Annotated in this window: 36 protein-coding genes; 35 read left to right on the forward strand and 1 reads right to left on the reverse strand. The window is 55.6% G+C overall.

The features are described 5' to 3' along the window. Positions 1–6: 6 nt before the first annotated feature. The 34 genes from rpsL to bfr all read left to right on the forward strand — a co-directional run bounded on the left by rpsL (position 7) and on the right by bfr (position 20,480). On the forward strand, positions 7–378 hold the full coding sequence (gene rpsL, locus FIV38_RS22470) for a 30S ribosomal protein S12 (protein ID WP_002555494.1): 372 nt from the start codon (positions 7–9) through the stop codon (positions 376–378). A gap of 117 nt (positions 379–495) precedes the next feature. Then, positions 496–966: a 30S ribosomal protein S7 gene (gene rpsG, locus FIV38_RS22475; RefSeq protein ID WP_002555493.1), complete on the forward strand. Its 471-nt coding sequence runs from the start codon at positions 496–498 to the stop codon at positions 964–966. 30 nt (positions 967–996) lie between these two features. After that, positions 997–3,102 carry an elongation factor G gene (gene fusA, locus FIV38_RS22480; RefSeq protein WP_029299268.1) on the forward strand — a complete coding sequence of 702 codons (2,106 nt, stop codon included), beginning with the start codon at positions 997–999 and terminating at the stop codon, positions 3,100–3,102. Between the two features lie 30 nt (positions 3,103–3,132). After that, on the forward strand, positions 3,133–4,326 hold the full coding sequence (tuf, locus tag FIV38_RS22485; RefSeq protein WP_029299269.1) for an elongation factor Tu: 1,194 nt from the start codon (positions 3,133–3,135) through the stop codon (positions 4,324–4,326). Positions 4,327–4,484: 158 nt separating this feature from the next. After that, entirely contained in the window at positions 4,485–4,796 is a 312-nt protein-coding gene (gene rpsJ / locus FIV38_RS22490; protein WP_003186070.1) for a 30S ribosomal protein S10, read from the forward strand. A gap of 81 nt (positions 4,797–4,877) precedes the next feature. Beyond that, a complete protein-coding gene (gene rplC, locus FIV38_RS22495) occupies positions 4,878–5,513 on the forward strand; it encodes a 50S ribosomal protein L3 (RefSeq protein ID WP_003194649.1) in 636 nt (211 codons plus the stop codon). A 12-nt stretch (positions 5,514–5,525) separates the two neighbouring features. Continuing rightward, complete coding sequence (gene rplD, locus FIV38_RS22500; RefSeq protein WP_029299292.1) at positions 5,526–6,128, forward strand: 50S ribosomal protein L4; 603 nt, start codon at positions 5,526–5,528, stop codon at positions 6,126–6,128. Continuing rightward, positions 6,125–6,424 (forward strand): 50S ribosomal protein L23, encoded by a 300-nt coding sequence (rplW, locus tag FIV38_RS22505; protein ID WP_002555488.1) that lies wholly within the window; start codon positions 6,125–6,127, stop codon positions 6,422–6,424. Before rplD ends, rplW begins: the two co-directional genes overlap by 4 nt. Positions 6,425–6,438: 14 nt before the next feature. Further along, entirely contained in the window at positions 6,439–7,263 is an 825-nt protein-coding gene (gene rplB / locus FIV38_RS22510; RefSeq protein ID WP_003176423.1) for a 50S ribosomal protein L2, read from the forward strand. Between the two features lie 16 nt (positions 7,264–7,279). Continuing rightward, positions 7,280–7,555: a 30S ribosomal protein S19 gene (gene rpsS / locus FIV38_RS22515; RefSeq protein ID WP_002555486.1), complete on the forward strand. Its 276-nt coding sequence runs from the start codon at positions 7,280–7,282 to the stop codon at positions 7,553–7,555. Between the two features lie 11 nt (positions 7,556–7,566). Beyond that, positions 7,567–7,899: a 50S ribosomal protein L22 gene (rplV, locus tag FIV38_RS22520; RefSeq protein ID WP_003103908.1), complete on the forward strand. Its 333-nt coding sequence runs from the start codon at positions 7,567–7,569 to the stop codon at positions 7,897–7,899. A gap of 13 nt (positions 7,900–7,912) precedes the next feature. Next, positions 7,913–8,599, forward strand: a complete 687-nt coding sequence (gene rpsC / locus FIV38_RS22525; protein ID WP_003176422.1) for a 30S ribosomal protein S3 — start codon at positions 7,913–7,915, stop codon at positions 8,597–8,599. A 12-nt stretch (positions 8,600–8,611) separates the two neighbouring features. Further along, entirely contained in the window at positions 8,612–9,025 is a 414-nt protein-coding gene (gene rplP, locus FIV38_RS22530; protein WP_003232424.1) for a 50S ribosomal protein L16, read from the forward strand. Continuing rightward, positions 9,025–9,216: a 50S ribosomal protein L29 gene (gene rpmC / locus FIV38_RS22535; RefSeq protein WP_002555481.1), complete on the forward strand. Its 192-nt coding sequence runs from the start codon at positions 9,025–9,027 to the stop codon at positions 9,214–9,216. The genes rplP and rpmC overlap by 1 nt, the downstream gene beginning before the upstream one ends. Before the next feature lie 2 nt (positions 9,217–9,218). Continuing rightward, complete coding sequence (gene rpsQ / locus FIV38_RS22540; RefSeq protein ID WP_003176419.1) at positions 9,219–9,485, forward strand: 30S ribosomal protein S17; 267 nt, start codon at positions 9,219–9,221, stop codon at positions 9,483–9,485. Between the two features lie 23 nt (positions 9,486–9,508). After that, on the forward strand, positions 9,509–9,877 hold the full coding sequence (gene rplN / locus FIV38_RS22545) for a 50S ribosomal protein L14 (protein WP_002555479.1): 369 nt from the start codon (positions 9,509–9,511) through the stop codon (positions 9,875–9,877). An 11-nt stretch (positions 9,878–9,888) separates the two neighbouring features. Continuing rightward, entirely contained in the window at positions 9,889–10,203 is a 315-nt protein-coding gene (gene rplX, locus FIV38_RS22550; protein WP_029299388.1) for a 50S ribosomal protein L24, read from the forward strand. Between the two features lie 22 nt (positions 10,204–10,225). Then, positions 10,226–10,765 (forward strand): 50S ribosomal protein L5, encoded by a 540-nt coding sequence (gene rplE / locus FIV38_RS22555; protein WP_003210069.1) that lies wholly within the window; start codon positions 10,226–10,228, stop codon positions 10,763–10,765. 13 nt (positions 10,766–10,778) lie between these two features. Further along, positions 10,779–11,084: a 30S ribosomal protein S14 gene (gene rpsN, locus FIV38_RS22560; protein WP_003176414.1), complete on the forward strand. Its 306-nt coding sequence runs from the start codon at positions 10,779–10,781 to the stop codon at positions 11,082–11,084. A 208-nt stretch (positions 11,085–11,292) separates the two neighbouring features. Then, positions 11,293–11,685: a 30S ribosomal protein S8 gene (rpsH, locus tag FIV38_RS22565; protein ID WP_017848802.1), complete on the forward strand. Its 393-nt coding sequence runs from the start codon at positions 11,293–11,295 to the stop codon at positions 11,683–11,685. A 12-nt stretch (positions 11,686–11,697) separates the two neighbouring features. Next, positions 11,698–12,231, forward strand: a complete 534-nt coding sequence (gene rplF, locus FIV38_RS22570) for a 50S ribosomal protein L6 (protein WP_003176412.1) — start codon at positions 11,698–11,700, stop codon at positions 12,229–12,231. Between the two features lie 10 nt (positions 12,232–12,241). Then, positions 12,242–12,592 carry a 50S ribosomal protein L18 gene (rplR, locus tag FIV38_RS22575; protein WP_003186037.1) on the forward strand — a complete coding sequence of 117 codons (351 nt, stop codon included), beginning with the start codon at positions 12,242–12,244 and terminating at the stop codon, positions 12,590–12,592. A gap of 3 nt (positions 12,593–12,595) precedes the next feature. After that, positions 12,596–13,096, forward strand: coding sequence for a 30S ribosomal protein S5 (rpsE, locus tag FIV38_RS22580; protein WP_003186035.1), 501 nt, complete (start codon positions 12,596–12,598; stop codon positions 13,094–13,096). 2 nt (positions 13,097–13,098) lie between these two features. Further along, positions 13,099–13,275 carry a 50S ribosomal protein L30 gene (rpmD, locus tag FIV38_RS22585; RefSeq protein ID WP_003176408.1) on the forward strand — a complete coding sequence of 59 codons (177 nt, stop codon included), beginning with the start codon at positions 13,099–13,101 and terminating at the stop codon, positions 13,273–13,275. Positions 13,276–13,278: 3 nt separating this feature from the next. Beyond that, the gene (rplO, locus tag FIV38_RS22590; RefSeq protein ID WP_016969471.1) at positions 13,279–13,716 is read left to right on the forward strand and encodes a 50S ribosomal protein L15; all 438 of its coding nucleotides are present in this window, start codon (positions 13,279–13,281) and stop codon (positions 13,714–13,716) included. Beyond that, positions 13,717–15,045 (forward strand): preprotein translocase subunit SecY, encoded by a 1,329-nt coding sequence (secY, locus tag FIV38_RS22595; RefSeq protein ID WP_018612224.1) that lies wholly within the window; start codon positions 13,717–13,719, stop codon positions 15,043–15,045. It begins immediately after the preceding gene. Between the two features lie 28 nt (positions 15,046–15,073). Next, a complete protein-coding gene (gene rpmJ, locus FIV38_RS22600; RefSeq protein ID WP_002555468.1) occupies positions 15,074–15,190 on the forward strand; it encodes a 50S ribosomal protein L36 in 117 nt (38 codons plus the stop codon). A 129-nt stretch (positions 15,191–15,319) separates the two neighbouring features. Beyond that, positions 15,320–15,676, forward strand: coding sequence for a 30S ribosomal protein S13 (gene rpsM, locus FIV38_RS22605; RefSeq protein WP_024077676.1), 357 nt, complete (start codon positions 15,320–15,322; stop codon positions 15,674–15,676). A 30-nt stretch (positions 15,677–15,706) separates the two neighbouring features. After that, entirely contained in the window at positions 15,707–16,096 is a 390-nt protein-coding gene (rpsK, locus tag FIV38_RS22610) for a 30S ribosomal protein S11 (protein WP_002555466.1), read from the forward strand. Between the two features lie 18 nt (positions 16,097–16,114). Continuing rightward, positions 16,115–16,735, forward strand: a complete 621-nt coding sequence (rpsD, locus tag FIV38_RS22615; protein ID WP_003210056.1) for a 30S ribosomal protein S4 — start codon at positions 16,115–16,117, stop codon at positions 16,733–16,735. A 22-nt stretch (positions 16,736–16,757) separates the two neighbouring features. Then, entirely contained in the window at positions 16,758–17,759 is a 1,002-nt protein-coding gene (locus FIV38_RS22620; RefSeq protein ID WP_003176403.1) for a DNA-directed RNA polymerase subunit alpha, read from the forward strand. A gap of 41 nt (positions 17,760–17,800) precedes the next feature. Next, positions 17,801–18,187: a 50S ribosomal protein L17 gene (gene rplQ, locus FIV38_RS22625; RefSeq protein WP_007918448.1), complete on the forward strand. Its 387-nt coding sequence runs from the start codon at positions 17,801–17,803 to the stop codon at positions 18,185–18,187. A 227-nt stretch (positions 18,188–18,414) separates the two neighbouring features. Continuing rightward, positions 18,415–19,860 (forward strand): catalase, encoded by a 1,446-nt coding sequence (locus FIV38_RS22630; RefSeq protein WP_092230789.1) that lies wholly within the window; start codon positions 18,415–18,417, stop codon positions 19,858–19,860. 155 nt (positions 19,861–20,015) lie between these two features. Next, a complete protein-coding gene (gene bfr / locus FIV38_RS22635) occupies positions 20,016–20,480 on the forward strand; it encodes a bacterioferritin (RefSeq protein ID WP_029299402.1) in 465 nt (154 codons plus the stop codon). Positions 20,481–20,547: 67 nt separating this feature from the next. On the opposite strand, the gene uvrA is transcribed toward bfr, so the two are convergent. Further along, entirely contained in the window at positions 20,548–23,382 is a 2,835-nt protein-coding gene (gene uvrA, locus FIV38_RS22640) for an excinuclease ABC subunit UvrA (RefSeq protein ID WP_029299403.1), read from the reverse strand. 180 nt (positions 23,383–23,562) lie between these two features. On the opposite strand from uvrA, the gene FIV38_RS22645 reads away from it, so the two are divergent. Continuing rightward, the gene (locus FIV38_RS22645; protein ID WP_029299405.1) at positions 23,563–24,957 is read left to right on the forward strand and encodes an MFS transporter; all 1,395 of its coding nucleotides are present in this window, start codon (positions 23,563–23,565) and stop codon (positions 24,955–24,957) included. The last annotated feature ends 8 nt before the right edge of the window (positions 24,958–24,965 follow it).

Consider the following 24,965-nt stretch of genomic DNA (forward strand, 5'->3'; position numbering starts at 1 on the left):
TAGTAGATGGCAACTATCAACCAGCTGGTACGTCAGCCGCGTAAGCGTATCGTCGAGAAATCCGACGTGCCTGCGCTGCAGAACTGCCCGCAACGTCGTGGCGTATGCACTCGCGTGTATACCACTACGCCGAAAAAACCTAACTCGGCACTGCGTAAAGTATGCCGTGTGCGCCTGACCAACGGTTTCGAGGTTTCCTCGTACATCGGCGGTGAAGGCCACAACCTGCAAGAGCACAGCGTGGTACTGATCCGCGGCGGTCGTGTAAAAGACTTGCCAGGTGTTCGTTATCACACCGTACGCGGCTCCTTGGATACTTCCGGCGTTAAAGGTCGTAACCAGGGTCGTTCGAAGTACGGTACCAAGAAGCCTAAGTAGTAGCGGCTTTTTGTAAACTGAATCATCTTATTTTCTGAGTCGATAAGAGTAAGGTCGGAGGCGTCCCGCAAGGGCACCGATTCCGAACGAACCTGAAGACCGTTTGAGGGCTTATCCATGCCAAGAAGACGCGTAGCAGCCAAGCGCGAAGTGCTTGACGATCCAAAATACGGAAGCCAAATCCTGGCCAAGTTCATGAACCACGTGATGGAAAGCGGCAAGAAAGCCGTTGCCGAGCGTATCGTTTATGGCGCGCTGGAAAAGGTTAAAGAACGCAAGAACAGCGACCCCCTGGAAATCTTCGAGAAAGCTCTCGACGCCATCGCTCCGCTGGTCGAAGTGAAGTCGCGCCGTGTAGGCGGTGCTACTTACCAGGTTCCGGTTGAAGTTCGCCCGTCCCGTCGTAACGCCCTGGCAATGCGCTGGTTGGTAGACTTCGCCCGTAAGCGCGGCGAGAAGTCTATGGCTCTGCGTTTGGCCGGCGAGCTGTTGGACGCTGCTGAAGGTAAAGGTGCTGCTGTTAAGAAGCGTGAAGACGTGCACCGTATGGCTGAAGCTAACAAAGCTTTCTCGCACTACCGCTTCTAATCTTAGCTTCACTAATTTTGCGAGGGCTTTATGGCTCGTACTACTCCGATTAGCCGCTACCGTAACATCGGTATCGTTGCTCACGTGGATGCTGGTAAAACCACCACCACCGAGCGCGTACTGTTTTACACCGGCAAAAGTCACAAAATGGGCGAGGTGCATGATGGCGCCGCGACCACAGACTGGATGGTTCAGGAGCAGGAGCGTGGTATTACCATTACTTCTGCTGCTATTACCGCCTTCTGGAAAGGTTCTGCCAAGCAGTACAAAGACGAGCATCGCTTCAACGTAATCGATACCCCGGGCCACGTTGACTTCACTATTGAAGTTGAACGTTCCCTGCGTGTACTCGACGGCGCGGTCGTTGTGTTCTGCGGTACTTCGGGTGTTGAGCCTCAGTCGGAAACCGTATGGCGTCAAGCCAACAAGTACGGTGTTCCGCGTCTTGTTTACGTAAACAAGATGGACCGTGCTGGTGCGAACTTCCTGCGCGTGATCGGTCAGATCAAGCAGCGTCTGGGTCACACTCCGGTGCCAATCCAATTGGCTATCGGTTCCGAAGACAACTTCCAGGGCCAGATCGATCTGATCACCATGGAAGCCGTCTACTGGAATGACGCCGACAAAGGTATGGTTCCTGTTCGCAAGCCTATCCCTGCAGAGTTGCAGGAACTGGCTGACGAGTGGCGCAATAACCTGGTTGAGGCTGCTGCCGAAGCCAGCGAAGAGCTGATGAACAAGTACCTCGAAGGTGAAGAACTCACCAACGTGGAAATCAAGGCCGCTCTGCGTCAGCGTACTATTGCTGGTGAGATCGTCTTGGCTGTTTGCGGTTCTTCCTTCAAGAACAAGGGTGTTCCCCTGGTTCTCGACGCCGTTATCGACTACCTGCCTGCTCCAACCGACATTCCTGCTATCAAGGGTACCAACCCTGATAACGAGGAAGAAGAGATGGAGCGTCATGCTGACGACAGCGAGCCGTTCTCGGCTCTGGCGTTCAAGATCGCTACTGACCCATTCGTGGGTACTTTGACCTTCGTCCGCGTTTACTCGGGCGTGTTGGCCTCCGGCGACGGCGTGATCAACTCGGTTAAAGGCAAGAAAGAGCGCGTGGGTCGTATGGTGCAAATGCACGCAAACGCCCGCGAAGAGATCAAGGAAGTACGCGCTGGTGACATCGCGGCCCTGATCGGCATGAAGGACGTCACCACTGGTGAGACTTTGTGCGACGCTGCTAAGCCAATCATCCTGGTTCGCATGGACTTCCCGGAGCCGGTTATCTCGGTTGCCGTAGAGCCTAAGACCAAGGATGACCAGGAAAAAATGGGTATCGCTCTGGGCAAGCTTGCTCAGGAAGATCCATCTTTCCGCGTCAAGACTGATGAAGAGACTGGTCAAACGATCATCTCCGGCATGGGCGAGCTGCACCTGGACATCCTGGTTGACCGGATGCGCCGTGAGTTCAACGTCGAAGCCAACATCGGTAAGCCTCAGGTTTCCTATCGTGAGCGCATCACGAAGAACTGTGAAATCGAAGGCAAGTTCGTTCGTCAGTCCGGCGGTCGTGGTCAGTTCGGTCACTGCTGGATCCGTTTTGCTCCTGCTGACGAAGGTCAGGAAGGTCTGCAATTCGTGAACGAAGTAGTAGGTGGTGTGGTTCCTAAGGAATACATCCCTGCTATCCAGAAGGGCATCGAAGAGCAGATGAAGAACGGTGTTGTTGCCGGCTATCCGCTGATCGGCCTGAAAGCAACCGTTTTTGACGGTTCTTACCACGACGTCGACTCCAACGAGATGGCGTTTAAGGTGGCTGCTTCCATGGCAACCAAGCAACTGGCCCAGAAGGGCGGTGGTGAGTTGCTTGAGCCAATCATGGCGGTAGAAGTTGTTACACCTGAAGACTATATGGGTGATGTCATGGGCGACCTTAACCGTCGTCGCGGCATGATCTTGGGTATGGAAGACACGGTTTCCGGCAAAGTGATTCGCGCCGAGGTTCCGTTGGGTGAGATGTTCGGTTATGCGACCGACGTTCGTTCCATGTCCCAGGGTCGCGCAAGCTACTCTATGGAATTCAAAAAATACAACACAGCTCCGGCGCATATCGCTGAAACTGTATCCAAAAAACAAGGCTGATTCAGTCCTTTAGGCAAGGAGTTAATTGTCGTGGCTAAAGAAAAATTTGATCGTTCCCTACCGCACGTCAACGTTGGCACCATCGGTCACGTTGACCATGGTAAAACCACTCTGACTGCTGCTCTGACTCGCGTTTGCTCCGAAGTATTCGGTTCCGCAATCGTTGATTTCGATAAAATCGACAGCGCGCCAGAAGAAAAAGCTCGTGGTATCACCATCAACACCGCGCACGTTGAATACAACTCGCTGATCCGTCACTACGCTCACGTTGACTGCCCAGGTCACGCTGACTATGTGAAGAACATGATCACCGGTGCTGCCCAGATGGACGGCGCAATCCTGGTTTGCTCGGCCGCTGATGGTCCGATGCCACAAACCCGTGAGCACATCCTGCTGTCCCGTCAGGTTGGCGTTCCGTACATCGTGGTCTTCCTGAACAAGGCTGACCTGGTAGACGACGCTGAGCTGCTGGAACTGGTTGAGATGGAAGTGCGCGATCTGCTGAGCACTTACGACTTCCCAGGCGACGACACTCCGATCATCATCGGTTCTGCTCGTATGGCTCTGGAAGGTAACGACGAAAACGAAATGGGCACCACTGCCGTTCGTAAACTGGTTGAGACTCTGGACAGCTACATCCCAGATCCAGTTCGTGTTATCGACAAGCCGTTCCTGATGCCAATCGAAGACGTATTCTCGATCTCCGGTCGCGGTACTGTTGTAACTGGCCGTATCGAGCGCGGTATCGTCAAGGTTCAGGATCCACTGGAAATCGTTGGTCTGCGTGACACTACCGTCACCACCTGCACCGGTGTTGAAATGTTCCGTAAGCTGCTCGACGAAGGTCGTGCTGGCGAGAACTGCGGCGTTCTGCTGCGTGGTACCAAGCGTGACGACGTTGAGCGTGGCCAGGTTCTGGTTAAGCCAGGTTCGGTTAAGCCGCACACCAAGTTCGAAGCTGAAGTGTACGTGCTGAGCAAAGAAGAAGGCGGTCGTCACACTCCGTTCTTCAAAGGCTACCGTCCACAGTTCTACTTCCGTACTACCGACGTAACTGGTAACTGCGAACTGCCGGAAGGCGTTGAGATGGTAATGCCAGGCGACAACATCAAAATGGTTGTCACCCTGATCAAAACCATCGCAATGGAAGACGGTCTGCGCTTCGCTATCCGTGAAGGCGGCCGTACCGTTGGTGCTGGTGTTGTAGCTAAAATCATCGAGTAATTATCTCTTCTGAGGTAGCTCGGTTTTTTGAGAAGGCCTCCGCTTAGCGGAGGCCTTTTTTATTGGGTTGACACCTATCTGGGGCGTCTATAGAATTGCGCCTCCTTTTAACGGGCGTATTGCGCTCGCTGGGAATAGCAGCCGGAGTCTGAAATCCAATGCAAAATCAGCAAATCCGTATCAGGTTGAAGGCTTTTGACCATCGCCTGATCGACCAATCCACCCAGGAAATCGTGGAAACCGCGAAACGTACTGGGGCACAAGTGCGTGGTCCTATTCCACTGCCTACCCGCAAAGAGCGGTTCACCGTTCTGGTCTCCCCGCACGTCAACAAAGACGCGCGTGACCAGTACGAGATCCGTACTCATAAGCGCGTTCTGGACATCGTCCAGCCAACGGATAAAACCGTTGATGCTCTTATGAAGCTTGATCTGGCGGCCGGTGTGGAAGTACAGATCAGCCTCGGCTAAGACTCGGGTCTTAGTCGTGTAACGCTCTGAAATGGGCGGCCATAGCGGGTGAAAGCCCCGTACACTCATGAGGTTTACAACATGACTATTGGTGTAGTCGGTCGTAAATGCGGTATGACCCGTATTTTCACCGAAGAAGGTGTCTCCATTCCGGTCACGGTCATTGAGATCGAGCCGAATCGCGTCACCCAGTTCAAAACTGAAGAAACCGATGGCTATCGTGCAGTGCAAGTCACTGTCGGCGAGCGTCGTGCTTCGCGCGTGACTGCTGCTCAAGCAGGTCACTTCGCTAAAGCAAACGTTGCAGCTGGTCGTACTGTCATGGAGTTCCGTCTTGAAGATGGTGACTACCAGGCTGGCGATCTGATCAACGCTGAAATCTTCGCCGCTGGTCAACTGGTTGATGTAACCGGTCAGTCCAAAGGTAAAGGCTTCCAGGGTACGATCAAGCGTTGGAATTTCCGTGGCCAAGACAACACTCACGGTAACTCCGTTTCCCACCGCGTCCCGGGCTCTATTGGCCAGTGCCAGACTCCTGGTCGTGTATTCAAGGGCAAAAAAATGTCCGGTCATATGGGCGCTGAGCGCGTGACCGTGCAGTCCCTCGAAGTAGTGCGCGTCGACGCTGAACGCAATCTGTTGTTGGTCAAGGGTGCTGTTCCTGGCGCTACTGGCGGCAACCTGGTTGTACGTCCAGCGGCCAAGGCTCGCGGTTAAGGGGAAGCTGACATGCAATTAAATGTAAATGACGCTCAAGCGATCGAAGTTTCCGAACTGACATTTGGCGGCGAATTCAACGAGACGCTCGTTCACCAAGCAGTCGTGGCCTACATGGCCGGCGGCCGTCAAGGTAGCAAGCAGCAAAAGACCCGTTCCGACGTTCGTGGTGGCGGTAAGCGCCCTTGGCGTCAGAAAGGTACTGGCCGTGCTCGTGCCGGTACTATCCGTAGCCCAATCTGGCGTGGCGGCGGTACCACTTTCGCAGCTCGTCCACAGGATCACTCTCAGAAGCTCAACAAGAAGATGTATCGCGCAGCACTGCGCTCCATCCTTGCTGAACTCGTGCGTACTGATCGTCTGGTCGTGGTTCAGGACTTCGCTGTTGAAGGTCCAAAAACCAAAGATCTGCTGGGCAAGCTGAACAACATGAATCTGACCGACGTTTTGATCGTGTCCGAAGCTGTTGATCAGAACCTGTACCTGGCTGCTCGCAACCTGCCACACGTTGATGTACGTGACGTGCAAGGTTCCGATCCAGTTAGTCTGATCGCATACGACAAGGTGTTGATCACCGTGTCGGCCGTGAAGAAATTCGAGGAGCTGCTGGGATGAACCAGGAACGCGTATTTAAAGTTCTGCTTGGCCCGCACGTTTCCGAAAAGGCTACGGTTCTGGCTGACAAGAAAGGCCAGTTCGTTTTCAAGGTTGCAACTGACGCAACCAAGCTGGAAATCAAGAAGGCCGTCGAAAGCCTGTTCAGCGTGAAAGTAGAGCGTGTTACTACCCTGAATGTTCTGGGTAAGAGCAAGCGCACTGCTCGCGGTCTGGGCAAGCGTAATGACTGGAAGAAGGCAGTTATCTCCCTTCAGCCAGGCCAAGATCTCGATTTCAGCAGCAGTGCTGAGTAAGGAAGGGGTGCATCATGGCAATCGTTAAATGCAAACCGACTTCCCCTGGCCGCCGTTTTGTGGTCAAGGTGGTCAACCAGGAGCTGCATAAAGGCGCTCCTCACGCACCGCTGCTCGAGAAGAAATCGAAGACTGGTGGTCGTAACAACAATGGTCGTATTACCACTCGTCACATCGGTGGTGGCCATAAGCAGCATTATCGTCTGGTCGATTTCCGTCGCAACGACAAAGATGGCATCTCTGCCACTGTCGAGCGTATCGAATACGATCCAAACCGTACTGCTCACATCGCTCTGCTGCTGTACGCAGATGGCGAGCGTCGCTATATCATCGCGCCTAAAGGCGTGAGTGCTGGCGACCAGCTGATCGCAGGTGCCCTGGCACCGATCAAGCCGGGCAACGCTCTGCAACTGCGTAACATTCCAGTTGGTAGCACCGTACACGGCATCGAATTGAAGCCAGGTAAAGGCGCACAGATCGCTCGTTCCGCTGGTGCTTCGGCTCAGCTGATCGCTCGTGAAGGTGTCTACGTGACCCTGCGTCTGCGTTCTGGTGAGATGCGTAAAGTACTGGCTGAATGCCGTGCGACCCTGGGCGAAGTCTCGAACTCCGAGCACAGCCTGCGTTCGCTGGGTAAAGCTGGTGCCAAACGCTGGCGTGGCGTTCGCCCAACCGTTCGTGGTGTTGCCATGAACCCGGTTGACCACCCACACGGTGGTGGTGAAGGTCGTACCTCTGGTGGTCGTCATCCGGTATCGCCATGGGGCTTCCCGACTAAGGGCGCGAAGACTCGTGGTAATAAGCGTACCGACAAAATGATCGTCCGTCGTCGCAAGTAAATAGAGGGATACGACAGTGCCACGTTCTCTGAAAAAAGGTCCTTTTATTGATCTTCACCTACTGAAGAAGATCGAAGTGGCGGCGGAAAAGAACGATCGCAAACCAGTTAAGACCTGGTCGCGCCGTTCTATGATCCTGCCACAAATGGTCGGTTTGACCATCGCAGTACACAACGGTCGTCAACACGTCCCAGTTCTCGTTAACGAAGACATGGTCGGCCACAAACTGGGCGAGTTTGCCGGTACCCGCACTTACCGTGGGCACGTGGCAGACAAGAAAGCCAAGCGTTAAGGGGTTAGGAAATGGAAGTAGCCGCTAAGTTGTCGGGCGCTCGAATCTCCGCCCAGAAAGCCCGCTTGGTCGCCGACCAGATCCGCGGGAAGAAGGTGGGCGAAGCGCTCAACCTGTTGGCTTTCAGCAGTAAGAAAGCCGCCGAGATCATGAAGAAAGTGCTGGAGTCGGCCGTAGCCAACGCCGAGCATAACGAAGGCGCAGACGTTGATGACCTGAAGGTCAGCACCGTTTTCGTCAACGAAGGGCGTTCGCTGAAGCGTATCATGCCGCGTGCCAAAGGCCGTGCTGATCGCATCGTCAAGCGGTCTTGCCATATCACTGTCAAGGTTGCTGACAAGTAACGGAGTCGAAGAGATGGGTCAGAAAGTACATCCCATTGGCATTCGCCTGGGAATCGTCAAGGAGCACACCTCCGTCTGGTACGCAGACGGTCGGACTTATGCGGACTATTTGTTCGCTGATCTGAAGGTGCGTGAGTATCTCCAAGACAAACTAAAAAGCGCGTCCGTAAGCCGTATCGATATCCATCGTCCGGCTCAAACTGCACGTATCACCATCCACACCGCTCGTCCAGGTATCGTTATCGGGAAGAAAGGTGAAGATGTTGAGAAACTGCGTCAGGACCTGACCAAGCAAATGGGTGTGCCTGTGCACATCAATATCGAAGAGATCCGCAAGCCGGAGCTCGACGGTATGCTGGTTGCGCAGAGCGTAGCTCAGCAGCTGGAGCGCCGCGTAATGTTCCGTCGTGCTATGAAGCGCGCCGTGCAGAACGCAATGCGTATTGGTGCCAAGGGCATCAAAATCCAAGTGAGCGGTCGTCTCGGCGGTGCTGAAATCGCACGTACTGAATGGTATCGCGAAGGTCGTGTGCCGTTGCACACCCTGCGTGCCGACATCGACTATGCCAACTACGAAGCTCACACCACTTACGGTGTGATCGGTGTAAAGGTTTGGATCTTCAAAGGCGAAGTAATTGGTGGTCGCCAAGAAGAACTGAAACCACAAGCACCAGCGCCTCGTAAAAAAGCTGCTAAGTAAGGGGTACGCCAAATGTTGCAACCTAAGCGTACGAAGTTCCGCAAGCAGATGACAGGCCACAACCGTGGTCTGGCTCAGCGCGGTAGCAAAGTCAGCTTCGGCGAGTTCGCGCTGAAGTCTGTAGCTCGTGGTCGTCTCACCGCTCGTCAGATCGAGTCAGCGCGTCGTGCACTGACCCGTCACGTAAAACGTGGCGGCAAGATCTGGATCCGTGTATTCCCGGACAAGCCGATCTCCAAAAAGCCTCTCGAGGTTCGGATGGGTAAAGGTAAGGGTAACGTGGAATACTGGGTAGCCCAGATTCAGCCAGGCAAAGTCCTGTATGAAATCGAGGGTGTAACTGAAGAGCTGGCGCGTGAGGCTTTTGCCCTGGCTGCTGCAAAGCTGCCGCTCGCCACCGCCTTTGTTAAACGGACGGTGATGTGATGAAAGCGAATGAACTTCGTGAAAAATCCGCACAGCAGCTGAACGAGCAACTGCTCGGCCTGCTGCGCGACCAGTTCAATCTGCGTATGCAGAAAGCAACTGGCCAGTTGGGGCAGTCTCATCTGCTCTCGCAAGTTAAGCGTGACATTGCTCGCGTGAAGACTGTGCTCAACCAGCAGGCAGGTAAGTGATCATGGCTGAAGCCGAAAAGACTGTCCGTACGCTGACTGGCCGTGTTGTCAGCGACAAGATGGACAAAACCATCACCGTTTTGATCGAGCGTCGCGTTAAGCACCCGATCTACGGTAAATATGTTAAGCGTTCGACTAAGCTGCACGCGCACGACGAAACCAACCAGTGCCACATCGGCGACAAAGTCACTATTCGTGAAACTCGTCCGCTGGCCAAGACTAAGTCTTGGGCGCTGGTTGATGTTCTCGAACGCGCTGTGGAAGTCTAAGGACTAGGGGTCGGAGAAATTATATGATTCAGACTCAATCCATGCTCGATGTGGCCGATAACAGCGGCGCTCGCCGTGTTATGTGCATCAAGGTGCTGGGTGGCTCCCATCGTCGTTACGCTGGTATCGGTGACATCATCAAAGTTACCGTCAAGGAAGCAATTCCTCGCGGTAAAGTGAAAAAAGGCCAAGTGATGACTGCTGTTGTAGTCCGCACTCGTCACGGCGTACGTCGTGCTGATGGCTCCATTATCCGCTTTGATGGCAACGCTGCTGTTCTTCTGAACAACAAGCAAGAGCCGATCGGCACCCGTATCTTTGGGCCAGTGACCCGTGAACTTCGTACTGAGAAGTTCATGAAGATCGTCTCGCTCGCCCCAGAAGTGCTGTAAGGAGATCCGACATGCAAAAGATTCGTCGTGACGACGAGATCATCGTGATCGCCGGCAAAGACAAAGGTAAGCGCGGTAAGGTGCTGAAGGTTCTTGCTGATGACCGTCTGGTCATTGGTGGTCTGAACCTGGTCAAGCGTCATACCAAGCCTAACCCCGCGTCGGGCGTACAGGGCGGTATCGTCGAGAAAGAAGCGCCATTGCACGCTTCTAACGTCGCCATCTTCAACGGCGAAACCAACAAGGCTGACCGCGTTGGTTTCAAAGTAGAAGACGGTAAGAAAATTCGTGTCTTCAAGTCGACCCAAAAAGCGGTTGATGCTTGAACACTGCTAGGTAGATAAGACCATGGCACGACTAAAAGAGATTTACCGGAAGGAAATCGCTCCGAAGCTTAAGGAAGAACTTAAGCTTTCGAACGTGATGGAAGTTCCGCGCGTTACCAAAATCACCCTGAACATGGGTCTGGGCGAAGCGATCGGTGACAAAAAAGTCATCGAGCACGCTGTTGCTGACCTGGAAAAGATCACCGGTCAAAAAGTCGTTGTGACTTACGCTCGGAAATCCATCGCTGGCTTTAAAGTCCGTGAAGGTTGGCCGATCGGTGTCAAAGTGACTCTGCGCCGTGAGCGTATGTACGAGTTCCTGGATCGTCTGCTGTCGATCTCCCTGCCTCGGGTTCGCGACTTCCGCGGCCTGAATGCCAAGTCCTTCGATGGTCGTGGTAACTACAGCATGGGCGTGAAAGAGCAGATCATCTTCCCGGAAATCGACTACGACAAGATCGATGCTCTCCGCGGTCTGGACATCACCCTGACCACCACTGCCAAGAACGATGATGAAGGCCGCGCTCTGCTGCGTGCGTTCAAATTCCCGTTCCGCAACTGATTGGAGTAGGACCATGGCCAAGATGAGCATGAAAAACCGCGAGCTGAAGCGTCAGCTCACGGTTGCCAAGTACGCCAAGAAGCGTGCAGCACTGAAAGCTATCATCGTTGATCTGAACGCAAGTCCAGAGGCGCGTTGGGAAGCTACAGTAGCTCTGCAGAAGCAGCCACGTGACGCAAGCGCCTCGCGCATGCGTAACCGCTGCCGCCTGACCGGTCGTCCACACGGCGTTTACCGCAAGTTCGGCCTCGGCCGTAACAAACTGCGTGAAGCGGCAATGCGTGGTGACGTACCAGGTCTGGTTAAAGCCAGCTGGTAAGTACTTTCGAAGTCCAGGTGGTCAGGATCGCAAGATACTGACCACCGGTGGCCTAGAATCTGGAACAAGCCCCTTTTGGGGCTTGTTTCATTTCCGGAGTGTGTCTAAAATACGCGGCTCGCCTGAGCCCGTGTGTTTTATGCTCGGAGATTCTCGGTGACATATGTAGCCGCAAGGCTAATTTTTTTGTATTAGGAGCGTCTAGCCCATGAGTATGCAGGACCCGTTAGCGGACATGCTAACTCGTATCCGTAATGCCCAGATGGCTGAAAAGTCCGTCGTAAGCATGCCATCTTCCACGTTGAAGGTAGCTGTTGCCAAAGTCCTGAAAGACGAAGGCTACATTGCGGGTTATCAGATCAGCAGCGAAATCAAGCCACTGCTGTCCATCGAGCTGAAGTACTTCGAAGGCCGTCCGGTCATCGAGGAAGTGAAGCGCGTTAGCCGTCCAGGCCTGCGTCAGTACAAGTCCGTTGAAGATCTGCCGAAAGTTCGTGGCGGTCTCGGTGTGTCTATCGTCTCCACCAACAAAGGTGTGATGACGGATCGTGCTGCGCGCGCTGCCGGTGTCGGCGGCGAAGTTCTTTGCACTGTGTTCTAAGGGGGGATAAGCATGTCTCGCGTCGCTAAGAACCCCGTTAAGCTGCCAGCCGGTGTCGAAGTAAAATTCGCAGGCCAACAGCTTTCGGTGAAGGGTGCCAAGGGTACTCTTGAACTGAACATCCATTCGTCCGTTGAGATCGTTGAAGAAGCTGGTGAGCTGCGTTTCGCTGCTCGCAATGGCGATCAACAAACTCGCGCAATGGCCGGTACCACGCGTGCGTTGGTAAACAACATGGTCCAAGGCGTAAGCCAAGGCTTCGAGCGTAAGCTCCAGCTGGTCGGTGTTGGTTACAAAGCGCAAGCAAAAGGCACGGTTTTGAACCTGGCCCTTGGCTTCTCGCACCCAGTGGATTACGAACTGCCGGAAGGCATCACCGCTGAAACTCCTAGCCAGACCGATATCCTGATCAAGGGCATCGATAAGCAGCTGGTAGGTCAAGTGGCTGCCGAGATCCGCGACTTCCGTCCACCAGAGCCGTACAAAGGCAAAGGTGTGCGCTACGCGGACGAAGTCGTCCGTCGTAAAGAAGCCAAGAAGAAGTAGGGCATAGCAAATGACCGACAAAAAAGTTACTCGACTGCGTCGCGCTCGCAAAGCACGCCTGAAAATGCACGAACTCGAAGTCGTGCGTCTCTGCGTGTTCCGCTCGTCGCAGCACATCTACGCCCAGGTCATCTCGGCCGACGGCAACAAAGTCCTGGCAAGCGCCTCGACTTTGGATAAAGAACTGCGTGATGGTGCCACTGGCAACATCGACGCGGCCACTAAGGTTGGCCAGCTGGTCGCTACGCGTGCTAAGGCCGCTGGCGTCTCGCAAGTGGCTTTCGACCGCTCTGGCTTCAAGTACCACGGCCGCGTTAAAGCGCTGGCTGATGCTGCTCGTGAAGCTGGGCTGGAGTTCTAAGTTATGTCAAATAACGACCAAAAGCGCGACGAAGGCTACATTGAGAAGCTGGTTCAAGTTAACCGCGTAGCCAAGACCGTTAAAGGCGGCCGTATCTTCACCTTCACCGCGTTGACCGTGGTTGGTGATGGTAAGGGCCGTGTTGGCTTCGGCCGTGGCAAGTCGCGTGAAGTGCCTGCTGCGATCCAGAAGGCAATGGAAGCTGCTCGTCGCAACATGATCCAAGTTGACCTGAACGGCACCACCCTGCAGTACGCAATGAAGTCTGCCCATGGCGCTTCGAAGGTGTACATGCAGCCTGCCTCTGAAGGTACCGGTATCATCGCTGGCGGCGCTATGCGTGCTGTCCTCGAGGTTGCTGGCGTTCAGAACGTTCTGGCCAAGTGCTACGGCTCGACTAACCCGGTAAACGTGGTTCACGCCACTTTCAAAGGTTTGAAAGCTATGCAATCTCCTGAATCCATTGCCGCCAAGCGTGGCAAAAGCGTCAAGGAGATCTTCTGATCATGGCTACCGTTAAAGTAACGCTGATCAAAAGCATGACCGGCCGCATCCCTAACCACAAATTGTGCGTTAAGGGTTTGGGTCTGCGTCGCATCGGTCACACTGTAGAAGTCCAGGATACTCCCGAGAATCGCGGGATGATCAACAAGGCTTACTACATGCTGCGTGTCGAGGGTTAATCGATGAAACTCAATGATCTGAGTCCAGCGCCGGGTTCCCGTCGCGAAAAGCATCGTCCGGGCCGTGGTATCGGTAGCGGTTTGGGTAAGACTGGTGGCCGTGGCCACAAAGGTCAAACCTCCCGCTCCGGTGGCACCATCGCTCCAGGCTTTGAAGGCGGTCAACAGCCGCTGCATCGTCGCCTGCCGAAGTTCGGTTTCGTTTCCCTGAAGGCCATGGATCGCGCAGAAGTGCGTTTGTCCGAACTGGCTAAAGTGGAAGGCGACATCGTTACTCTGCAGACCCTGAAAGATGCCAACGTGATCAACGTCAACGTACAGCGTGTGAAAATCATGCTGTCCGGTGAAGTGACTCGCGCTGTCACTATCGGCAAGGGAATCGGCGCCACCAAAGGTGCGCGTTCGGCTATCGAAGCAGCTGGCGGCAAGTTCGAGGAATAAATGGCTAAGCAAGGTGCTCTCTCAGCGCTCGGCAAAGGCGGTATGTCTGAACTTTGGGCTCGTCTGCGTTTTCTGTTCCTGGCGATTATCGTCTACCGAATAGGCGCACACATCCCGGTTCCAGGTATCAACCCGGACCGACTCGCAGACCTGTTTCGACAGAATGAGGGGACCATTCTTAGCTTGTTCAACATGTTTTCCGGCGGCGCGCTGGAGCGGATGAGCATCTTTGCACTGGGGATCATGCCGTACATTTCGGCATCGATCATCATGCAGTTGATGAGCGCCGTCAGCCCGCAGCTGGAGCAGTTGAAGAAGGAAGGTGAAGCTGGTCGTCGCAAGATTAGCCAGTACACCCGCTACCTCACTGTCGTTCTTGCTCTTGTCCAGGCTGTTGGCATGTCCATCGGTCTGGCAGGGCAGGGCGTAGCGTTCACTGGTGACTTTGGCTTCCATTTCGTCGCGGTAACCACATTTGTGGCTGGTGCGATGTTCATGATGTGGCTGGGTGAGCAGATTACTGAGCGTGGTGTTGGCAACGGTATCTCGATGTTGATTTTCGCAGGTATCGTCGCCGGTCTTCCGAGGGCAATCGGGCAGTCTTTCGAGTCTGCGCGTCAGGGTGATATCAATATCTTCGCCTTGGTTGCCATCGGTTTGCTGGCAGTAGCGATTATCGGTTTTGTGGTGTTCATTGAGCGTGGTCAGCGTCGTATTGCTGTTCACTACGCTAAGCGTCAGCAGGGCCGCAAGGTCTTCGCTGCGCAGACCAGCCACTTGCCGCTGAAAGTGAATATGGCCGGTGTTATTCCTGCTATCTTCGCGAGCAGCATTTTGCTGTTTCCGGCTTCGTTGGGTGCCTGGTTCGGTCAGTCTGAAGGTATGGGCTGGTTGCAGGACATCTCGCAGTCGATCGCTCCTGGTCAGCCGTTGAATATTCTGCTGTTTAGTGCAGGGATTATTTTCTTCTGCTTCTTCTATACGGCGTTGATGTTCAATCCGAAAGACGTAGCGGAAAACCTGAAGAAGTCCGGTGCCTTTATTCCGGGTATTCGTCCGGGCGAGCAGTCGGCGCGCTACATTGATGGCGTTCTGACCCGTTTGACCCTGTTCGGTGCTCTATATATGACGGCCGTGTGCTTGTTGCCCCAGTTCCTGGTGGTTGCAGCCAACGTTCCGTTCTACCTTGGCGGGACCTCGTTGCTGATCGTCGTCGTGGTTGTGATGGACTTCATGTCCCAAGTACAATCGCACCTCGTTTCGCACCAGTACGAATCCCTGATGAAGAAAGCCAACCTGAAGGGCTACGGCAGCGGCATGTTGCGCTGAGTACCCCATAAGGTTCGAGGAGTTGGTGATGAAAGTTCGTGCATCGGTGAAAAAGCTGTGCCGTAACTGCAAGATTATTCGCCGCGAAGGTGTTGTTCGAGTAATTTGCAGCGCGGAACCGCGTCACAAACAGCGCCAAGGCTGAGTGTGATCCGCTTGAAGCCCGGCAGCTAGTGCGCTGCCGGGTTGATTATTTGTTATTACAGCGATATTATCTCGCGCCCTATTTCTTGGCTTCCGGGGCGTAGGTAGCTGTCAATTGGAGTCCCACTGAATGGCCCGTATTGCAGGCGTTAACATTCCAGATAACAAGCACACTGTTATCTCGCTGACCTACATCTATGGTGTTGGTCGCACTACTGCGCAGAAAATTTGCGCAGTTGCTGGGGTAAACCCAGCCGCTAAGATCAAGGATCTGAGCGACGAGCAGATTGAATTGCTGCGTGGCGAAGTGGCGAAGTTCACCACTGAAGGTGACCTGCGTCGCGAAATCAACATGAAAATCAAGCGTTTGATGGACCTCGGTTGCTATCGCGGTCTGCGTCATCGTCGTGGTCTTCCAGTACGCGGTCAGCGTACCAAGACTAACGCGCGTACCCGTAAAGGTCCGCGTAAGCCGATCCGCAAGTAATCGCCCCAGCGAATCGACAGGAAAATTATCATGGCAAAACCTGCTGCTCGTCCTCGTAAAAAAGTTAAAAAGACAGTGGTTGATGGCATCGCCCACATCCATGCATCTTTTAACAACACCATCGTGACCATCACCGACCGTCAAGGTAACGCGCTTTCTTGGGCTACCTCTGGTGGTTCGGGTTTCCGCGGTTCCCGCAAGTCCACCCCGTTTGCTGCTCAAGTAGCTGCTGAACGTGCTGGTCAAGCTGCGCTGGAATATGGCCTGAAAAACCTCGACGTTAACGTCAAGGGTCCAGGTCCAGGTCGTGAGTCTGCTGTCCGTGCTTTGAACGGCTGTGGCTATAAGATCGCCAGCATCACCGACGTGACGCCAATCCCGCACAACGGGTGCCGTCCGCCGAAGAAGCGCCGCGTGTAATCCAGGAGATTGTAAAGAATGGCTCGTTACATTGGTCCAAAATGCAAACTCGCTCGTCGCGAAGGCACCGATCTCTTTCTGAAGAGCGGCGTGCGCGCGATCGAATCGAAGTGCAACATTGAAGCAGCACCTGGTATCCACGGCCAACGCCGCGGTCGCCAGTCCGACTACGGCACCCAACTGCGTGAAAAGCAGAAGGTCCGTCGTATCTACGGCGTTCTCGAGCGTCAGTTCAGCGGCTACTACAAAGAAGCTGCTGGCAAGAAAGGTGCAACCGGTGAAAACCTGCTGCAACTGCTCGAATGCCGTCTGGACAACGTTGTATACCGTATGGGCTTTGGTTCGACTCGTGCCGAATCCCGTCAGCTGGTATCGCACAAATCCGTCAGCGTAAACGGCCAAACCGTTAACGTCCCGTCCTACCAGGTTCGTGCTGGTGACGTGGTCGCGATTCGCGAGAAAGCAAAAAACCAACTTCGCATTGTCCAAGCTCTCGATCTGTGTGCCCAACGTGGCCGCGTAGAATGGGTAGAAGTAGACACTGAGAAGAAGTCGGGCGTTTTCAAGAACGTTCCTGCTCGCAGTGATCTGTCCGCCGACATCAACGAAAGCCTGATTGTCGAGCTCTACTCCAAGTAAGGGCTAGAAAATAGGTGCATCCATGCAGATTTCGGTAAATGAGTTCCTGACACCCCGCCACATTGATGTGCAGGTTGTCAGTCCAACCCGCGCCAAGATCACTCTCGAGCCTCTCGAGCGTGGTTTTGGCCACACCCTGGGCAACGCGCTGCGCCGCATCCTGTTGTCCTCAATGCCCGGCTGTGCAGTAGTCGAGGCCGAGATTGACGGTGTGCTCCACGAGTACAGCGCCATCGAAGGTGTACAGGAAGACGTAATTGAAATCCTGTTGAACCTTAAAGGTCTGGCTATCAAGCTGCACGGCCGTGACGAAGTTACGCTGACCTTGTCGAAGAAGGGTTCGGGGGTGGTTACCGCTGCCGATATTCAGCTGGATCATGATGTCGAGATCGTTAACCCCGATCACGTAATCGCTAACCTGGCGTCTAACGGCGCTTTGAACATGAAGCTCACCGTAGCTCGTGGTCGTGGTTATGAACCGGCCGACTCGCGTCAGAGCGATGAAGACGAAAGCCGCAGCATTGGTCGCTTGCAGCTTGACTCTTCGTTCAGCCCGGTTCGCCGCATCGCATACGTGGTGGAAAACGCCCGTGTCGAGCAGCGTACTAACCTGGACAAGCTGGTTATTGATCTGGAAACCAACGGTACTCTGGATCCTGAAGAGGCTATTCGCCGCGCTGCAACCATTCTGCAACAGCAGTTGGCTGCGTTCGTCGACCTCAAAGGTGACAGCGAACCAGTGGTAATCGAGCAGGAAGACGAGATCGATCCGATCCTGCTTCGCCCGGTTGACGATCTGGAACTGACTGTACGTTCGGCTAACTGCCTTAAGGCGGAAAACATTTACTACATCGGTGACCTGATCCAGCGCACCGAAGTAGAACTGTTGAAGACTCCGAACCTGGGCAAGAAATCCTTGACTGAAATCAAGGACGTTCTGGCCTCCCGCGGTCTGTCCCTCGGCATGCGCCTCGACAACTGGCCGCCTGCAAGTCTTAAGAAGGACGACAAGGCGACTGCCTGATCGTCGTAATCACCGAACGTGAGTTTGGTAAGGAATGAACCATGCGTCATCGTAAAAGTGGTCGTCACCTGAGCCGTACCAGCTCGCACCGCAAGGCCATGTTTCAAAACATGGCGGTGTCGCTGTTCGAGCACGAGCTGATCAAAACTACACTGCCGAAAGCCAAAGAACTGCGTCGCGTTGCTGAGCCGCTGATCACTTTGGCCAAGACAGACAGCCTGGCTAACCGCCGTCTGGCTTTCGACCGTACCCGTTCGAAAGCTATCGTTGGTAAGCTCTTCAACGACCTGGGCAAGCGTTATGCTACCCGTGAGGGTGGCTACCTGCGCATCCTCAAGTGCGGTTTCCGCACTGGCGACAACGCGCCTATGGCGTACGTCGAGTTGGTTGATCGTGCTACTGCTGGCGAAGCTGTATCCGCCGAGTAAGACGACAGTCTGCTACGAAAAACCGGGCCTAGTGCCCGGTTTTTTGTGGGCGATAGAAAAGCCCATGGCGGGTCTTGATTGAGTTTTGGCTATGCGAGCCATTACATCGTTAGTAATTAACTATCGATAGGCATGATTTAATAAATTTGATGGTGTCATCTTCCTGGTCAATACTTCTTCCAAGCCGATTAGCCGGCAGTTCCAAGACTGACCTGAGGAAATTGAGCATGAGCCAGAAAACCCTTACAACCGCCAGCGGCGCTCCCGTTGCCGATAATCAGAATTCCCGTTCCGCCGGCCCGCGTGGCCCGTTGCTGCTCGACGACTTCCACCTGATCGAGAAGCTTGCCCACTTCAACCGTGAAAACATCCCAGAGCGTCGTGTACACGCCAAAGGCTCGGGAGCGTACGGAACCTTCACGGTCACCAAAGACATCACCCAGTACACCAGCGCCAAGCTGTTTGAAGCTGTTGGTAAGCAGACGCCGACCTTCCTGCGCTTCTCGACAGTCGGTGGCGAGCGCGGCTCCGCAGATACCGAGCGCGACCCACGTGGCTTTGCGTTGAAGTTCTACACCGAAGAAGGCAACTGGGACATTGTCGGTAACAACACCCCGGTGTTCTTTATCCGTGACCCGCTGAAATTCCCTGACTTTATCCACACCCAAAAGCGCCTGCCGCAAAGCAACCTGAAAAGCGCGCAGATGATGTGGGACTTCTGGTCGCATTCGCCTGAGGCGCTGCACCAGGTCACCATTCTGTTTTCAGACCGTGGCATCCCGGACGGCTACCGTCACATGCACGGCTTCGGTAGCCATACCTACAGCTTGATCAGCGCCAATGGCGAGCGTCACTGGGTGAAGTGGCACTACAAGACCAAGCAAGGCATCAAGAATCTGGCGCCTGCCGATGCGGCGCGCATTGCGGGTACTGACCCGGATTACGCCCAGCGCGATCTGTTTGAGGCCATCGAGCGTGGTGACTTCCCGAAATGGCGCGTCTGCATCCAGATCATGACTGAAGCCCAGGCCAACGCTCACTACGAGAATCCCTTCGACGTGACCAAGACCTGGTCGCAAAAAGAGTTTCCGCTGATTGAGGTCGGTGAGTTGGAGTTGAACCGCAACCCACTGAACTACTTCGCCGAAGTGGAGCAGGCAGCGTTCGGCCCAAGCAACATGGTGCCAGGTGTCGGTCTGTCGCCGGACCGCATGCTGCAAGGCCGTGTGTTCGCTTACGCTGACGCGCACCGCTACCGGATTGGCACTAACCATCAGCACCTGCCGGTGAATGCTTCGCGCAGTCCGGTCCATAACTACCAGCGTGATGGCTCCATGGCATTTGGCAGCAACGGTGGCGCGGCTCCCAACTACGAGCCTAATAGCTATGGGGATGCGCCTAAGCAGGCTCCGCAGTACGCAGAACCTGCCTTGGCACTCAGTGGCGCGGCGGATCGTTACGATCACCGCGAAGACACCGATTACTACAGCCATGCCGGTGCGCTGTTCCGCCTGATGAACGCTGAGCAAAAAGCGCTGTTGATCAACAACATTGCTGGTGCAATGGCTGGGGTTTCCAGTGATGTTGTTCAGCGTCAACTGCAACACTTCCTCAAGGCCGATCCAGCTTATGGAGAAGGAATCGCAACTGCACTGGGTGTAGCGCTTAACTAACTCTAAGTGATAAGCAGAACCGCCCTCATTTGGGCGGTTTTTGCGTTATTTCAGCTACTTTTCTCCGGAAATCTTCACTTTTCTGCCGTTCGTCCCGTGACCTGCAGGTCAGCATGGTTCAAACTAGGGCCTTTCAAGCAGGGAGATGTAGGGCGATGCAAGGTCACCCCGACGTAATCGATTACCTCAACACGTTGCTGACGGGCGAACTGGCAGCTCGTGACCAATATTTCATTCACTCGCGTATGTACGAAGACTGGGGCTTTACTGAGCTCTACGAGCGTATCAACCACGAAATGGAAGAAGAGGCACAGCACGCCGACGCGCTGATGCGTCGTATCCTGATGCTCGAAGGCACGCCGCGTATGCGTCCTGACGACCTGGATACCGGCACTACGGTGCCTGAGATGCTCGCCAGCGACTTGCGCCTGGAGTACAAAGTCCGCGCCGCGCTATGCAAGGGCATTGAGCTTTGCGAGAAGCACAACGACTACGTGACCCGGGAAATCCTGCGCGTACAGTTGAACGACACTGAAGAAGATCACACCTACTGGCTGGAAAAGCAGTTGGGCCTGATCAAGTTGATCGGCCTGGAGAACTACCTGCAATCGCAGTTCTGATTCAGCCGGCAATAAAAAAGCCCCTGTCACCGCTATGGTGACAGGGGCTTTTTGTTGGGCCTGGCAATCAGGCCCGGTCGCGCGCCAGCAGCGGCTTCAGATAGTAGCCAGTATGGGATTGCGGCATCTCGGAAACCTGCTCCGGCGTACCCACTGCAATTATCTGCCCACCCTTGGAGCCACCTTCCGGCCCAAGGTCCACCAGCCAGTCGGCCGTCTTGATCACATCCAGGTTGTGCTCGATCACCACCACGGTGTTGCCGTGATCGCGTAAACGATGCAGCACGTCGAGCAATTGCTGGATATCCGCGAAGTGCAGACCGGTGGTTGGCTCGTCGAGGATGTACAGGGTCTTGCCGGTATCGCGCTTGGAGAGTTCACGAGACAACTTGACCCGCTGCGCTTCGCCACCGGACAGTGTTGTTGCTGACTGCCCCAGCTTGATATACGACAAGCCCACGTCCATCAGGGTCTGAAGCTTGCGTGCCAGGGCCGGCACGGCGTCAAAGAACACCCGCGCTTCCTCGATGGTCATCTCGAGGGTTTCATGGATGTTCTTGCCCTTGTATTTGATCTCCAGGGTCTCGCGGTTGTAGCGCTTACTCTTGCACACATCGCATGGCACGTAGATGTCCGGTAGGAAGTGCATCTCCACCTTGATCAAGCCGTCGCCCTGGCACGCCTCGCAGCGCCCACCCTTGACGTTGAAGGAGAAGCGCCCAGGCCCATAACCCCGGGATCGGGACTCCGGCACGCCGGCGAACAGTTCGCGAATCGGCGTGAACAGCCCGGTATAGGTCGCCGGGTTGGAGCGGGGGGTGCGACCAATCGGGCTCTGGTCGATATCCACCACCTTGTCCAGGAGCTCCAGGCCCTTGATGCTGTCATGCGCTGCAGCTTCCAGGGTGGTGGCGCCGTTCAACGCCGTGGCGCTGAGGGGGAACAGGGTGTTGTTGATCAGCGTGGATTTGCCTGACCCGGAAACACCGGTGACGCAGGTCAGCAGGCCCAAGGGGATTTCCAGGTCGACATTGCGCAGATTGTTGCCGCGCGCGCCCTTGAGGTGCAGCGCCTGTTTTTTGTTGCGTGGCGTACGCTTGGCTGGCACCTCGATTTTGACCCGGCCAGACAAGTATTTGCCGGTCAGGGAGTCCGGGTGGGCCATGACTTCGGCTGGCGTGCCCTGGGCAACGATGTGCCCGCCATGGACGCCAGCGCCGGGGCCGATATCGACCACATAGTCCGCCAGGCGAATGGCATCCTCATCGTGCTCGACCACGATCACCGTGTTGCCGATATCACGCAGGTGCTTGAGCGTGCCCAGCAAGCGATCATTGTCGCGCTGGTGCAGGCCGATTGAAGGCTCGTCGAGGATGTACAGCACGCCCACCAGGCCTGCACCGATCTGGCTGGCCAGGCGAATGCGCTGGGCTTCGCCGCCGGACAGGGTGTCGGCACTGCGGTCCAGGGACAGGTAATCCAGGCCCACATTCACCAGGAACTGCAGGCGCTCGCGGATCTCCTTGAGGATCTTGTCGGCAATCTCGCCGCGTCGCCCGGTCAGCTTCAATACACCGAAGTATTCGCAGGCATCACCGATGGGCAGGTTGGTCACTGCGGGCAATGTTTTCTCGCCCACCCATACGTGGCGTGCCTCGCGACGCAAGCGGGTGCCACGGCAATCCGGGCAGGGCTGGGTGCTGAGGAACTTGGCCAGTTCCTCGCGCACGCTGGCCGACTCGGTTTCCCGGTAGCGGCGCTCCAGGTTGGGCACGATGCCTTCGAATGGGTGGGAGCGCTTGACGATATCGCCACGGTCATTCAGGTATTTGAAATCGACGTTCTGCGAGCCGCTGCCATGCAGGATGACTTTCTGCTGCTCTGCAGGTAGCTCGTTGAACGGTACTTCCAGGCTGAATTTATAGTGGGCAGCCAACGACCCGAGCATCTGGAAGTAGTAGACATTGCGCCGGTCCCAGCCGCGTATGGCGCCCTCCGCCAGCGTCAGGTCGCCATTGACCAGACGCTTGATATCGAAGAACTGCTTGACCCCCAACCCGTCACAGGTCGGGCAGGCGCCGGCCGGATTGTTGAAAGAGAACAGCTTGGGTTCCAGTTCGCTGATGGCATGGCCGCAGATCGGGCAGGCGAAGCGTGCAGAGAAGATGATTTCTTCACCGGGCTCGTCGTCCATCGGTGCGACCAGGGCGATACCGTCCGCCAGCTTCAGCGCGGTCTCGAACGACTCCGCCAGGCGTTGCTGCAGGTCGGCACGTACCTTGAAGCGGTCGACCACCACATCAATGGTGTGCTTCTTCTGCTTATCCAGCTTCGGTGCTTCGTCCAGCTCATACAGCTTGCCGTTGATCCGGGCGCGGACAAAACCCTGGGCGCGCAGCTCTTCGAAGACCGACAGGTGTTCGCCCTTGCGCTCGCGGATCACCGGCGCCAACAGCATCAGCTTGGCGCCTTCCGGCTGGGCCAGCACCAGGTCAACCATCTGGCTGACGGTCTGGGCTTCCAGCGGGATATCGTGATCCGGGCAGCGTGGAATACCTACGCGTGCGTACAGCAGGCGCAGGTAGTCGTAGATTTCGGTGATGGTGCCCACGGTGGAGCGTGGGTTGTGAGAAGTCGACTTCTGTTCGATGGAAATGGCTGGCGACAGGCCTTCAATGGTGTCGACATCAGGCTTTTCCATCATCGACAGGAACTGCCGGGCATAGGCCGACAGCGACTCCACATAACGACGCTGGCCTTCGGCATACAGCGTATCGAACGCCAGCGATGACTTGCCGGACCCGGACAAGCCGGTGATGACAATCAGTTTGTCCCGGGGCAGGGTCAGGTCGATGTTCTTCAGGTTGTGGGTTCTAGCCCCACGAATCAGGATCTTGTCCAAGATGGCCTCGCACGGCGGGCGTATAAATAATGCAGGAGTATACGGCTAAAGACTGGATGAATATACACTGTCGGTTTGCCCATTTCAGCCTTACATGAAAGCTGCGCGGCAAAGCGCCGCATATACCCTCTCAATCGATGGGACTGGTAGAATCGCCGCCGGTTCACACGAGGTTTTTCCATGCACGATCCCCACAGCGAACGCATGAGTAGCGGCGAGACCCGAGCGGCAAGCGGTCTGGCCCTGGTGTTCGCCTTCCGTATGCTGGGCATGTTCATGGTGTTGCCGGTACTGGCGACCTATGGCATGGACCTCGCTGGCGCGACCCCGGCCTTGATTGGCCTGGCGATTGGTGCCTATGGTCTGACCCAGGCGATTTTCCAGATTCCGTTCGGGATCATTTCCGACCGCATTGGCCGCCGGCCGGTGATCTACCTGGGGCTGATCGTGTTCGCCCTGGGCAGCGTGCTGGCAGCCAATGCCGATTCGATCTGGGGCGTGATCGCCGGACGTATCCTGCAAGGTGCCGGGGCGATTTCTGCGGCGGTGATGGCGCTGCTGTCAGATCTGACCCGCGAGCAGCATCGCACCAAGGCCATGGCCATGATTGGCATGACCATCGGTCTTTCGTTTGCCGTTGCGATGGTGGTTGGCCCGCTGCTGACCCGCGCGTTCGGCTTGCACGGCCTGTTCCTGGCCACCGGCGGCATGGCGCTGGTCGGGATCGTGATCGTGGCCTTTATGGTGCCGCGCTCCACCGGGCCGCTGCAGCACCGTGAATCGGGCGTGGCAAAGCAAGCATTGCTGCCGACGCTCAAGCACCCCGACCTGCTGCGCCTGGATTTAGGTATCTTTGTATTGCATGCGATGCTGATGTGCAGCTTCGTCGCCTTGCCCCTGGCCCTGGTGGAAAAAGCCGGGTTGCCCAAGGAGCAGCACTGGTGGGTCTACCTCACCGCCTTGTTGATTTCATTCTTCGCCATGATCCCGTTCATCATCTACGGCGAGAAGAAACGCAAAATGAAACGAGTTTTGCTCGGCGCCGTCGCGACATTGATGCTCACTGAACTATTCTTCTGGCAGTTCGGCGACAGCCTACGGGCACTGGTAATCGGCACGGTGGTGTTTTTCACCGCGTTCAACCTGCTGGAGGCGTCACTGCCTTCGCTGATCAGTAAAGTTTCACCGGCAGGCGGCAAAGGCACGGCAATGGGGGTGTATTCCACCAGTCAGTTCCTTGGTTCGGCGCTGGGCGGCATCATGGGCGGCTGGATGTTCCAGCATGGCGGTTTGTCGGTTGTGTTCCTCGGATGCGCCGGGCTGGCTGCACTTTGGCTGGTCTTTGCTGTTACCATGCGCGAACCTCCCTACGTCACAAGTCTGCGTTTGCCGCTATCGCCCGAGGCGATCCGTGAAAGCGGTCTGGTAGAGCGCCTGAAGGCCGTCGTAGGGGTAACAGATGCAGTCGTGGTCGCTGAAGAGGCGGCCATTTACATCAAATTGGACACCGAACTATTGGATCGCGCGACGCTCGAGCAACTGGTCAACCCAGTGCCGACAGCGCGCCCAGCCTAGGAGAACGT

It is taken from the genome of Pseudomonas proteolytica, assembly GCF_007858275.1.
In the GTDB taxonomy this organism is placed as follows: domain Bacteria; phylum Pseudomonadota; class Gammaproteobacteria; order Pseudomonadales; family Pseudomonadaceae; genus Aquipseudomonas; species Aquipseudomonas proteolytica.

What these genes read in the sequence shown, in the direction of transcription:
- rpsH (WP_017848802.1), top strand. Translation starts at nt 11,293, where the DNA reads ATGAGTATGCAGGACCCGTTAGCGGACATGCTAACTCGTATCCGTAAT.
- bfr (WP_029299402.1), top strand. Translation starts at nt 20,016, where the DNA reads ATGCAAGGTCACCCCGACGTAATCGATTACCTCAACACGTTGCTGACG.
- FIV38_RS22620 (WP_003176403.1), top strand. Translation starts at nt 16,758, where the DNA reads ATGCAGATTTCGGTAAATGAGTTCCTGACACCCCGCCACATTGATGTG.
- rpmD (WP_003176408.1), top strand. Translation starts at nt 13,099, where the DNA reads ATGGCTACCGTTAAAGTAACGCTGATCAAAAGCATGACCGGCCGCATC.
- rpsM (WP_024077676.1), top strand. Translation starts at nt 15,320, where the DNA reads ATGGCCCGTATTGCAGGCGTTAACATTCCAGATAACAAGCACACTGTT.
- rplB (WP_003176423.1), top strand. Translation starts at nt 6,439, where the DNA reads ATGGCAATCGTTAAATGCAAACCGACTTCCCCTGGCCGCCGTTTTGTG.
- rplN (WP_002555479.1), top strand. Translation starts at nt 9,509, where the DNA reads ATGATTCAGACTCAATCCATGCTCGATGTGGCCGATAACAGCGGCGCT.
- rplC (WP_003194649.1), top strand. Translation starts at nt 4,878, where the DNA reads ATGACTATTGGTGTAGTCGGTCGTAAATGCGGTATGACCCGTATTTTC.
- rplE (WP_003210069.1), top strand. Translation starts at nt 10,226, where the DNA reads ATGGCACGACTAAAAGAGATTTACCGGAAGGAAATCGCTCCGAAGCTT.
- rplX (WP_029299388.1), top strand. Translation starts at nt 9,889, where the DNA reads ATGCAAAAGATTCGTCGTGACGACGAGATCATCGTGATCGCCGGCAAA.
- rpsE (WP_003186035.1), top strand. Translation starts at nt 12,596, where the DNA reads ATGTCAAATAACGACCAAAAGCGCGACGAAGGCTACATTGAGAAGCTG.
- rpsD (WP_003210056.1), top strand. Translation starts at nt 16,115, where the DNA reads ATGGCTCGTTACATTGGTCCAAAATGCAAACTCGCTCGTCGCGAAGGC.
- FIV38_RS22645 (WP_029299405.1), top strand. Translation starts at nt 23,563, where the DNA reads ATGCACGATCCCCACAGCGAACGCATGAGTAGCGGCGAGACCCGAGCG.
- rpmJ (WP_002555468.1), top strand. Translation starts at nt 15,074, where the DNA reads ATGAAAGTTCGTGCATCGGTGAAAAAGCTGTGCCGTAACTGCAAGATT.
- rpsG (WP_002555493.1), top strand. Translation starts at nt 496, where the DNA reads ATGCCAAGAAGACGCGTAGCAGCCAAGCGCGAAGTGCTTGACGATCCA.
- secY (WP_018612224.1), top strand. Translation starts at nt 13,717, where the DNA reads ATGGCTAAGCAAGGTGCTCTCTCAGCGCTCGGCAAAGGCGGTATGTCT.
- FIV38_RS22630 (WP_092230789.1), top strand. Translation starts at nt 18,415, where the DNA reads ATGAGCCAGAAAACCCTTACAACCGCCAGCGGCGCTCCCGTTGCCGAT.
- rplV (WP_003103908.1), top strand. Translation starts at nt 7,567, where the DNA reads ATGGAAGTAGCCGCTAAGTTGTCGGGCGCTCGAATCTCCGCCCAGAAA.
- rpmC (WP_002555481.1), top strand. Translation starts at nt 9,025, where the DNA reads ATGAAAGCGAATGAACTTCGTGAAAAATCCGCACAGCAGCTGAACGAG.
- rpsJ (WP_003186070.1), top strand. Translation starts at nt 4,485, where the DNA reads ATGCAAAATCAGCAAATCCGTATCAGGTTGAAGGCTTTTGACCATCGC.
- rpsQ (WP_003176419.1), top strand. Translation starts at nt 9,219, where the DNA reads ATGGCTGAAGCCGAAAAGACTGTCCGTACGCTGACTGGCCGTGTTGTC.
- rpsN (WP_003176414.1), top strand. Translation starts at nt 10,779, where the DNA reads ATGGCCAAGATGAGCATGAAAAACCGCGAGCTGAAGCGTCAGCTCACG.
- rplP (WP_003232424.1), top strand. Translation starts at nt 8,612, where the DNA reads ATGTTGCAACCTAAGCGTACGAAGTTCCGCAAGCAGATGACAGGCCAC.
- rplF (WP_003176412.1), top strand. Translation starts at nt 11,698, where the DNA reads ATGTCTCGCGTCGCTAAGAACCCCGTTAAGCTGCCAGCCGGTGTCGAA.
- rplQ (WP_007918448.1), top strand. Translation starts at nt 17,801, where the DNA reads ATGCGTCATCGTAAAAGTGGTCGTCACCTGAGCCGTACCAGCTCGCAC.
- rplW (WP_002555488.1), top strand. Translation starts at nt 6,125, where the DNA reads ATGAACCAGGAACGCGTATTTAAAGTTCTGCTTGGCCCGCACGTTTCC.
- rpsL (WP_002555494.1), top strand. Translation starts at nt 7, where the DNA reads ATGGCAACTATCAACCAGCTGGTACGTCAGCCGCGTAAGCGTATCGTC.
- rpsK (WP_002555466.1), top strand. Translation starts at nt 15,707, where the DNA reads ATGGCAAAACCTGCTGCTCGTCCTCGTAAAAAAGTTAAAAAGACAGTG.
- fusA (WP_029299268.1), top strand. Translation starts at nt 997, where the DNA reads ATGGCTCGTACTACTCCGATTAGCCGCTACCGTAACATCGGTATCGTT.
- rplO (WP_016969471.1), top strand. Translation starts at nt 13,279, where the DNA reads ATGAAACTCAATGATCTGAGTCCAGCGCCGGGTTCCCGTCGCGAAAAG.
- rplR (WP_003186037.1), top strand. Translation starts at nt 12,242, where the DNA reads ATGACCGACAAAAAAGTTACTCGACTGCGTCGCGCTCGCAAAGCACGC.
- rpsC (WP_003176422.1), top strand. Translation starts at nt 7,913, where the DNA reads ATGGGTCAGAAAGTACATCCCATTGGCATTCGCCTGGGAATCGTCAAG.
- rplD (WP_029299292.1), top strand. Translation starts at nt 5,526, where the DNA reads ATGCAATTAAATGTAAATGACGCTCAAGCGATCGAAGTTTCCGAACTG.